The organism is Novosphingobium sp. HII-3, assembly GCF_002916655.1.
GTDB classification, from domain to species: domain Bacteria; phylum Pseudomonadota; class Alphaproteobacteria; order Sphingomonadales; family Sphingomonadaceae; genus Novosphingobium; species Novosphingobium panipatense.
This window is the reverse complement of record NZ_PPSM01000054.1, coordinates 1-6,575: the sequence shown is the minus strand read 5'-3', so window position 1 is coordinate 6,575 and position 6,575 is coordinate 1. Positions and strand designations below refer to the sequence as shown.

Here is a 6,575-nt window from a genome sequence, read left to right as displayed (position 1 = left end):
CCCCCGTCTCGGAAAGCCGCCGCAGATGTTCGCCGATCGCGAAAAACCCCGATACCTTCATATCGCACCTCGTTTGCCGAGGCCGAGTGAATCATTTCACCCCGCAACACGCCAGAGGTTTTTGGGGGCGTCCAGCTCCGCCGTTCAGCTGATGAACAGCGTGCGGCGGACCATAACCTCTTCTACGCGCCAGAGTTGAGGGATGTAGCCCCAAAACCATCCAAACAGGCTACACCAGCTCAGTCGACCAAGCAGCTGATTGCAACGCACCCTTGTTGTACGGCGACGACAGGAGCGGTCGTCAAAGCCGCCTTTGCATTAATCGTCGATTTGACAGTAGCGACCGCATTGACCTCACGTGAATGATCGCTCACTTAAGTAAGCATCCGGTGAGTACCGCGGCGGCTTGAGACGCAATCCGGGTGGGCTGCCGAGTGCGCGATTACGCGGCGACCGGCAGCTGTGTGCGAAGGGCCTGCCAATTCCACGGGAGCAGCTCATGCAAGCGCTGCTGCGGGATGTCGGCGATGCGGGTGAGGACGTCGGCAAGCCAGGCTTGCGGGTCGACGTCGTTGAGCTTGGCGGTGGAGATGAGGCTGAACATGAAAGCAGCGCGCTGACCGCCACGGTCCGAGCCGGCGAAGAGCCAGGCTTTGCGCCCGATGGCGATGCCGCGCATCGCGCGCTCGGCGCAATTGTTAGTCAGGCAGACCCGACCGTCGTCGAGGAAAGCGGCGAACGCGGCCCAGTCCCTAAGCATGTAGTCCATGGCTTTGGCGACTTCGGAGGAGCGTGAGAGGCTCGAGCGCTGCTCGATCATCCAGGAGCGCAGATCGTCGAGCAGAGGCGCGACGTGCTGGTCTCGGGCGATCCGCCGCTGCTCGGCGCTCTGGCCGGTGATGGTGCGCTCGAACGCGAAGACGGCATCGATGCGGCGCACGGCCTCGACAGCGAGAGGGGCGATCACCGGCGAGCCCTTGCGGCCCTTCTTGAGCTGGGTTTCGGCATCGGCCAGCTCAAAGAAGTGGCGTCGTGCGTGCGCCCAGCACAAGGCCCGCTTCAGCGGCTCGGGCTGCCGATCTGGCCGGAACAAGCCGTTGTAGCCGGCATAGGCGTCTGCCTGGAGGATGCCGGACCAGCCCTGCAAGTGAGCGAGCGGATGCTCGCCGCGCCGATCGCGAGAGTAGTGGTAGATGGCTGCCGGCGGTGCTCTGCCACCGAATGGCCGATCGTCGCGCACGTAGGTCCACAACCGAGCCGTATCGGTCTTGCCGCCCGCCAGCACCGGAATGGTCGTGTCGTCCCCGTGAAGTCGCTCACCGGCGAGGGTGTGCGCCTCGATCAAGCGGTAGAGCGGCATCAGCGCCGCGGTGCAAGCGCCGACCTGGTCAGCCAGCGTCGTCAGGCTGAGCTCGACACCCTCGCGAGCATAGCGATCCCGCTGACGGTTAAGGGGCTGATGCGCGCCGAATTTCTCGAAGAGGATCATCGCCAGGAAGCTGGGGCCGAACAGGCCACGCGGCGTCACATGGAAGGGCGCGGGCGGCTGTGTGATCCTCTCGCACTCCCGGCAGGAGAATTTCTCACGGACGGTCTGAACGACTTTCCATTGGCGCGGGATCACCTCGAGCGTCTCGCTCACATCCTCGCCAAGCTTGGAGAGGCGATCGCTGCCGCATGCCGGGCACGAGCACGGCGCCGCAATGACGACGCGCTCGCGCGGAAGATGCTCGGGCAAGGGTTTGCGCGCCGGTCGTTTACGCGTGAATGCGGCGACACTCGCGCCAGCAGCGGCGATGATCGCAAGCGCCTCGTCCTCGCTGGCCGATGCCTCCAGCTCCTCGAAGCCTAGCTCCAGCTGATCGATCAGCTGGCGTGCACGCTCGGAGCGCTGGCCATACAGAGCACGCCGCATCTTTTCGTTTTGGAGCTCGAGGAGGGCATTGCGGGCTTCCAGATCAGCGTTGATCGCCTTGACCCTGGCAGCATCTGCCCGAGCCATTGCCAGCTCGGCCCTGAGGGCCTCGAAGTCTTCTGGAGCGGGTGAGCCAGCGGCATCCATGACCAGCAAGGAATCACAGAAAACCGCGGATTTGAAGCGCTAAGTGCGCCTGTGCGCGAACAATGTGCGGACCTAGAGCACTTTTACAATGACCGTTGATATCCGGCGGCGTGGAAGAAGTTGGCGCATTCGTCTGGGTGGAAGCGGTCGAGCAGGTTGCCAATGCGTTTGACGAGTGCATCGACGGTTCGTGCCGGCTCTTGGCGCAGGAGGGCCTTCAGCTTCGAGAAAGCCATCTCGATGGGGTTCATGTCGGGACTGTAAGGCGGCAGGTAGAAGATCTGAGCGTGCCGTTCGGCGATCGCCTCACGGACGCCGGCGACCTTGTGCGCAGGCAGGTTGTCGAGGACGAGAACGTCGCCTGGGTTGAGGGTTGGTGCAAGGACATGCTGGACATAGGTGCGGAAGGCATCGCCATCCATTGCGCGGTCCAGCACCCAAGGCGCGGTCATGCCGGTGAGACGTAGCCCAGCGACGAAAGTCATCGTCTTCCAGTGCCCGAAGGGCGCTTTGTCGCGGCAGCGTTCGCCAACCGGAGACCAGCCATAGAGCCGAGCCATCTTCGTGTTCACCCCGGTCTCATCGAGAAAGACGAGGCTCTCAGGGTCGAGGAAGGGCTGTGCCGCTCTCCACAGCTTGCGGCGCGCGGCGACGTCCGGCCGATCCTGCTCGGCGGCTCGTAGCGCTTTTTTTAAACGACAGCCCGAGCCGCTTGGCTGCATTCCAGATCGCTCCGGTGCTGAGCTCGACGCCGTGCTCCGCCAGCAGCCATGACTGGGCTTGAGCCAGCGTCACCCCCGGTCGCGAGCGGATATGCGCCGCCAACGCAAGCTCCTGCTCCCCCGACAGCTTGCGAGGCGCATGTCCGCGGTTCGGGTTTATCCTTGCGTCGCCGGTCGTACGGCGACGGATCAATGCCTTGTAGATGTAGGCAATACTCACCTCGAAGGTCGCAGCTGCTTGCCGAACCGGCACACCGCCATCCACCGCCTTCAGCACTCGATCACGCAGATCCTGCGAGTAGCTCTGACCAGACCGCCAACCCATTGCCGCCCCCATCACATCAGCGGCTATGAATCACAGGATCATCGTCTTGGGAATCCCTCTCCGATTCCGCTCATCATGGAAGTGCTCTAACCAGCGCTGGTCGGCCGCCAAGTGCACTGGGGGTTACGCCAGTCGACACCCTCGAGCAAACAGGCCAACTGCGAGCTCGTCAGCGACACCGTCCCATCCTTTGCCGATGGCCAGATGAAGCGACCTTTCTCGAGCCGTTTGGCATAGAGCGACATACCAACCCCATCATGCCAGATGATCTTGACCAGAGAGCCGGCCCGTCCGCGAAACACGAACAGATCGCCACCATGAGGATCGCGCCCAAGACCTTGCTGCACCAGCAGCGCCAAGCCTTGCATGCCCTTCCTCATGTCGGTGTGGCCCATGGCGATCCACACACGCGCTCCGGTAGGGATCACCGCAGAGCCTTGAGCGCCGCGGCCACCAACGCAGGCGAAGCCGACGCGAAGATGCTCACCCGCCGGTCGCGCGCAAGATCTACGACAATCACCGAACCTGACGTCGGCGTCACAGCTCCACCATCCTGGATCACCGCCTCAGCAAAGCCTGGGCTGGCAAGCTCGGGCGCTGCCCGCTCAACCCCCGCCTCGCGAAGCTTGCGACGCCAGATGTAGATCAGCGCTGTCGAGACATCGTACCGTCGAGCAACCTCGGCCACGCACGCTCCAGGCGAGAAGGCGTCCCTCAGGATCTGCAGCCGCTCATCGTGGCTCCAACGCCGGCGCCGCTCGGGCCCTGAAATCACCGTGACCTGCCCCATAACCGCTCCTAAGTGCGCTCTTAAGAGCACTCCTAAGAGCGGTCGCTCACTAGCAGAGCAAGGCGGGCCTCACCGAAGGGGTACTCACTTAAGTGCTACTATGACGAAGAAAGTGGAGCGTCAAAGGGGGGAGCGATGATGACCAATCCATCCATCTTGCAAACATCGTCTGGATCGCGCCGTACCGCAAAAGACCGTCGTGAACAAATTATAGCGGCCTCACGCACGCTCTTCGCGCAGAACGGCTTTGACGCAACAAGCATGGCGCAGATCGCTCGGGAGTCGCAGGTGTTGGTGGGGCAGATTTATCGCGACTTCGCGGGCAAGGAGGACATCATCGCCGCTCTTGTAGAGCGCGACGTATCCGAGCTACTTGACGATCCGGAACTCATAGGCGCGACAGCTACACGTCGAGCAGACCAACTCTACAGATGGCTCCACCAATTCATCGGTCGTCGTCTCGATGAAGATAGACGTAGGGTCTTGTCCGAAATCATATCCGAGGGCACTCGTAATCCGCGTATAGCCGCAATCATCACGCAGGCGCACGAACGCTTGCGTGAGCGTATTGCAACAGCCGCGCTCATTTGGGTACCTCACGCGAATAGGGATGCCGAGCGCGAAAGGATTGCAGAGCTGATCCTGACACTCGCGGGTGCGATCAAGCACCGCCAAATTTTCGGCTTGGAGGTGAACCTGGCGGTCGCGGCGAAGTTGGTGGCGGTGGTCGAAGCTGAGATTAGGTCTTGCAGCTAGCGCATTTTCACGATGAGCGTTGATAATCAGCGACGTGGGAGAAGTTGGCGCTTCCCTGTGGCAAAATCGTTCGAGCTGGTTGCCGATCCTCATAGCTAGTGCATCAATTCGCGGACTCCTGCCGTAGGAGCGGCCTGACCTTGGAAACGAACCAGTCCTATCAGGTTCAAGTCGCGACCATATAGCGGCAGGTAGAAGACACCGCGCGGCGTGCGGCGATCTGTAGCCGAGAGCCCGGTGTGGTTGCACGCGGGACGCGCCTGTCGTGACCCAATATCAGCGTTCCACGCGGGTCGAGCCAAGTGCTTGCAGGGGCGCCCCTTGCGGCCAGTTCAATTAATCGCAGGCAAATTCACGCCCATGGACGCCGCCTTGGCGAAACACAGGTCAGGGCCGCGCCTAAAGACTGGCAGCAGCGCCTCCAGCATCTCGACAGGAAAATGTTTCATCGCGAGCACGTTGATTATGCCCAATCGGTAAATGGCGAAAAGCTCGAAATAATCGATATGCTTGAGCGTGCGGCCGCTAATCCGCTCATATTCCGCGCGCATTTCCTCATAGGTGAGCACGCCGTGGGGAAATGCGACGCCGCTCAGCAATATGCTATCGCCAACTTTCAGAAAGGCAAGGTCCGCTTCCGGTGCGCCAAGGAAGGCCATTTCCCAATCCAAAACGGCCGACACCTGAGTGCCCTTGTACAGGTAATTGCCGAAATTTGCGTCCCCATGGCACAGAACGATGTCGATGTCGGTTGGCTCGTTCGCGATCAGCCAGTCGCGCACCGCACCGAAGCCGGCTCTATATGCCTCGTCGCCTGACCAGATGAGCGAGTCCCAATACCAATTCGCTTCTCGTTCAATCGGCTTTGAACCCGCCGCACGATTTTCCAACCAGTGCAGCCCTGCGGCCCGCCAGTCCACCGAGTGGATCGCAGCGAGCGAACGGACATAGTTTAGGCTCATTTCGCGCCGCTCCGCCGAACTGGCGTCGGCGATGATGCCATCCGTCATCCAGGCCATCGCCGAACTCTCGCCTTCGCACTGTTCCATGACATAGCCTGGACGAGCCAGATAAGCAGCCTCTGCGTCCAGCCACAACTGCGAGGGAACGGGAACGCTCGTGTCTTCTAATGCCCGCTGCAGCATGAACTGTTCACGGACATCGTAGCGATGGAACAGTCCTTCGCCAGGCAGAAACCTCAATACCAGCGCTTTGTCGATGCGCCCCTCGGGACTGTCATAGGTCGCATTAAAAAGAAGGGTGCCGTTTGATCCGCCCGCCGCTGTGCCGACTGGCCGGACATCAAGGACGACGGGATTGCTTAGACCCCTTTGCGCCGCGATGAGGCGGGTCAGCCGCTCCGTCCATTCTGCGTCGGTCGTATCGGCAAGTCGTGCCTTGCGGGATATTCGGACGATCTGGTCACCAGCCTGTGTAGCGTCCATAGATAGTTCCTCTCTTGAAACGATACCTCTCGAATGCAGAGCGCATCGTGTGAAAATTAATTCTGCCATGGAGTGGGCTGTTGAGCCTGCGCGACTGGCATGTCTGATCAAGTTACGCATCTGTGCATTGGGGACCAACTCTTTGACGCAGCTGCCGTATGACGCGCGTCGCTTCGGATAAGGATATCGCCAATCCCCTTCGTAAGATGCTGCGCGGTAGAGACGATTTTCCGTCATCCTTAAAGAATGCAAATGCAAGCAGCTTATCTAACAGGTTGCGGAAAAAGGCTCTTTCCTTGAGCCGCTTGAGGTGATTCAGACGCCTTCAACTGAGGTTGAAGGATTTGATGTCAACCGGCGCGCAAAACTGACCCCCTATCGGCGCCCAATATTGACCCCACCTTTCGGCAGCGCGGCGGTTATCCCGGTAGTCGATAGGAGGGGCCCACGGACGACGACGCGCACCGTCAGGTGT

Annotated in this window: 6 protein-coding genes; 1 reads left to right on the top strand and 5 read right to left on the bottom strand. The window is 60.9% G+C overall.

Going from position 1 to position 6,575, the window contains the following annotated elements:
- Positions 1–442: 442 nt before the first annotated feature.
- The 4 genes from C2R25_RS16430 to C2R25_RS16415 form a co-directional block, all read right to left on the bottom strand.
- Complete coding sequence (locus tag C2R25_RS16430) at positions 443–2,062, bottom strand: IS66 family transposase (RefSeq protein ID WP_103730250.1); 1,620 nt, start codon at positions 2,060–2,062, stop codon at positions 443–445.
- Positions 2,063–2,145: 83 nt separating this feature from the next.
- A protein-coding gene (locus C2R25_RS16425) for an IS630 family transposase (RefSeq protein ID WP_369825716.1) occupies positions 2,146–3,109 on the bottom strand; the annotation gives its coding sequence in 2 pieces (ribosomal slippage) (positions 2,146–2,787 and positions 2,789–3,109; 963 coding nt in all).
- A gap of 86 nt (positions 3,110–3,195) precedes the next feature.
- The gene (tnpB, locus tag C2R25_RS16420; RefSeq protein ID WP_255400470.1) at positions 3,196–3,516 is read right to left on the bottom strand and encodes an IS66 family insertion sequence element accessory protein TnpB; all 321 of its coding nucleotides are present in this window, start codon (positions 3,514–3,516) and stop codon (positions 3,196–3,198) included.
- A 17-nt stretch (positions 3,517–3,533) separates the two neighbouring features.
- The gene (locus C2R25_RS16415) at positions 3,534–3,899 is read right to left on the bottom strand and encodes a transposase (protein WP_103730248.1); all 366 of its coding nucleotides are present in this window, start codon (positions 3,897–3,899) and stop codon (positions 3,534–3,536) included.
- Positions 3,900–4,034: 135 nt separating this feature from the next.
- Between C2R25_RS16415 and C2R25_RS16410 the strand changes: the two genes are divergently transcribed.
- Positions 4,035–4,655: a TetR/AcrR family transcriptional regulator gene (locus C2R25_RS16410; protein ID WP_103730247.1), complete on the top strand. Its 621-nt coding sequence runs from the start codon at positions 4,035–4,037 to the stop codon at positions 4,653–4,655.
- Between the two features lie 332 nt (positions 4,656–4,987).
- Here the strand turns inward: C2R25_RS16410 and C2R25_RS16405 are convergent, their stop codons facing one another.
- Positions 4,988–6,100 (bottom strand): phosphotransferase family protein, encoded by a 1,113-nt coding sequence (locus C2R25_RS16405; RefSeq protein WP_158250710.1) that lies wholly within the window; start codon positions 6,098–6,100, stop codon positions 4,988–4,990.
- Positions 6,101–6,575 lie beyond the last annotated feature (475 nt).

What these genes read in the sequence shown, in the direction of transcription:
- C2R25_RS16430 (WP_103730250.1), bottom strand. Translation starts at nt 2,062, where the DNA reads ATGGATGCCGCTGGCTCACCCGCTCCAGAAGACTTCGAGGCCCTCAGG.
- C2R25_RS16415 (WP_103730248.1), bottom strand. Translation starts at nt 3,899, where the DNA reads ATGGGGCAGGTCACGGTGATTTCAGGGCCCGAGCGGCGCCGGCGTTGG.
- C2R25_RS16410 (WP_103730247.1), top strand. Translation starts at nt 4,035, where the DNA reads ATGATGACCAATCCATCCATCTTGCAAACATCGTCTGGATCGCGCCGT.
- C2R25_RS16405 (WP_158250710.1), bottom strand. Translation starts at nt 6,100, where the DNA reads ATGGACGCTACACAGGCTGGTGACCAGATCGTCCGAATATCCCGCAAG.